The following is a 2,211-nucleotide window of genomic DNA, read 5'->3' as shown; positions in this document are numbered from 1 at the left end:
CCAGTTGCAGGGCTCGCGGTGCGCTGACGGCGCTGTCATTGTCAGAGCTGACAACCTGGCTCGGGAATGGCAGCAGGTCCGTCGGGATTGGTGCGAAGTTACGCAAGGCCGGCGCGCAGGCCGGGCGTTCGACGTCCGCCGGCGCGACCAGCAAGGCACCGCGCACCTGACGCAAAAACTGCACAGGCGCGGTGGCCGCCCAGTGAGCAACGGTGATGCAACCCAGGCTATGGGCGATCAGGATGACCGGCGTGCTGTCGGCGGCAATCGCCTCGGCCAGCGCCGCAACCCAGTCTTCACGGCGTGGCGTCAGCCAGTCGGCCTGCTCCACCCGCGCGCTGTTCGGCAGGCTGTTCTGCCAGTGGCTTTGCCAATGATCTTCTGGCGATCCTTGCCAGCCCGGCACAATCAGGTAGCGAATTGATTCGTTGCGCATGGGGAAGCTCTCCTGCGTGTCTGTTCCCGGTCGAGTATAGGGAGGCGAGATATATTCGTTAAGGAATAAGAAGCTATTTATTAAGACCTATATGGCATATTAAACTCGACCTAATGTGGGAGCGGGCTTGCTCGCGAAGGGGCCATCAGATCCAACATCCTTGTCGTCTGACACTCTGCATTCGCGAGCAAGCCCGCTCCCACAGGGGTACTGCGGCGTTGCGAAAATCGAGGCAAAAAAAAGGGGCCGCACCCTGCCAAGGAGACGGCCCCGGAAAACGAAAATCCGTTAACGCGCAGTGATCACCGATAGTTTGGTGATCCCGGCCCGCTCGATCGACGCCATGGCCCGCGCCACTTCGCCGTAATTCACACCATCGTCCGCCTGCAACTGCACGCGCACCTCGGGGTCCCTGGCCTTCGCCGACTTGAGGTTGAACTCCAGCAGATCCGGCTGTATCTCGTCCTTGTTGATAAACAGTTTGCCGGCACCGTCGATGCTCACCACCAACGGGTCTTTCTGCTCCACCGGCGCTACCGCCTCGGTCTTGGGCAGGTTGATCGGAATCGCGTTGGTCAGCAGCGGTGCGGTGACGATGAACACCACCAGCAACACCAGCATCACATCCACCAGTGGCGTCACGTTGATCTCACTGAGCACCTCGTCAGTGTCTTGCGTGGAGAAGGCCATATCAGGACGCCTCCTTCACTTTCTGCACGTTGCCCTGGGCTGCCGCCTTGTGCGCCGTCGGGTGGATCAGCACGCGGAACGAACTCTTCTGCGCCAGGCTGTAGAAGTCATGGGCGAAGTCATCCAGGTCCGCCGCCGTCAGTTTCAAACGGCGCAAAAAATAGTTGTAAACCAGCACCGCCGGCACCGCGACGGCGATCCCCACACCAGTGGCGACCAGTGCCGCGCCAATGGGCCCGGCGACCGTTTCCAGGCTGGCCGAGCCCGCCGCGCTGATGCCCTTCAACGCTTCCATGATTCCCCACACCGTGCCGAACAAACCAATGAACGGCGAGGTGCTGCCAATGCTCGCGAGCACCGCCAACCCGGTTTCCAGCGACCGGCGCTCGCGCACGATCTGCTGGCGCAAGGCACGCTCCAGACGATCCTGATGATTGATCGCCTGACTCAGGTCCGCCGCCTGCGGCGCCTCGCCCACTTGGATTGCCGCATAACCGGCCTGCGCAACCCGAGCTGCCGCTCCGGGCCGGGTTTCGCTCAGCTCGGCCGCCGAGTCGAGACTCGAAGCGGCCCAGAACTGTTGATGAAACTTTCGATCCTGTGCCTTGAGGCGACCGAACTGCACGCCCTTGAGCAATGCCAAACCCCAGGTCGCGACGGAAAAAACCACCAGCAGCCAGATCACCGCGCTTTCGATGGATTCAAGTGGAGATGCCAGTAACGTCATGGTGTATTCCTCGTGTAAACGTTTCGCGCGAATTTGGTTTCGGTTTAATGAATCTTGAAATCGATGGGCACGCTGACCCAGCCGTCCTGGGCGACATCGCCTTGTTTGGCTGGCACGAAACTCCAGCGTTTCACCGCGTTCAGCGCTGCTTCGTCCAGCGCATCGCGACCGCTGCTTTTCTGGATCTGGATCTCGCCGGGCTTGCCGCTGGCCAACACATGCACGCGCAACAGCACCGTGCCTTCCCAACCGCGACGCTGGGCCAGCGACGGGTATTCCGGTGCCGGGTTTTTCAAGTAGCCGGCAGTGGCGGAGGCCGGTGTCACAGGCGCGGGCGCCGGCGGTGCAGGTGGCGCCG

The 2,211-nt window shown here is 61.8% G+C and carries 4 protein-coding genes; all 4 read right to left on the bottom strand.

Going from position 1 to position 2,211, the window contains the following annotated elements:
* On the bottom strand, window positions 1-436 hold a 436-nt coding region (locus tag ACCD00_RS30535; protein ID WP_413428912.1), incomplete at its 3' end, for an alpha/beta hydrolase.
* A 288-nt stretch (window positions 437-724) separates the two neighbouring features.
* Complete coding sequence (locus tag ACCD00_RS30530; RefSeq protein WP_057399168.1) at window positions 725-1,126, bottom strand: ExbD/TolR family protein; 402 nt, start codon at window positions 1,124-1,126, stop codon at window positions 725-727.
* A gap of 1 nt (window position 1,127) precedes the next feature.
* A complete protein-coding gene (locus ACCD00_RS30525) occupies window positions 1,128-1,853 on the bottom strand; it encodes a MotA/TolQ/ExbB proton channel family protein (protein WP_413428911.1) in 726 nt (241 codons plus the stop codon).
* Window positions 1,854-1,897: 44 nt separating this feature from the next.
* A partial coding sequence (locus ACCD00_RS30520; RefSeq protein WP_413428910.1) for an energy transducer TonB occupies window positions 1,898-2,211 on the bottom strand: 314 nt, incomplete at its 5' end.

Source organism: Pseudomonas sp. Pseusp3 (genome assembly GCF_047304225.1).
GTDB lineage: Bacteria > Pseudomonadota > Gammaproteobacteria > Pseudomonadales > Pseudomonadaceae > Aquipseudomonas > Aquipseudomonas fluorescens_CD.
The sequence above is the reverse complement of the archived record's forward strand: the minus strand, read 5'-3'. Positions and strand labels throughout refer to the sequence as shown.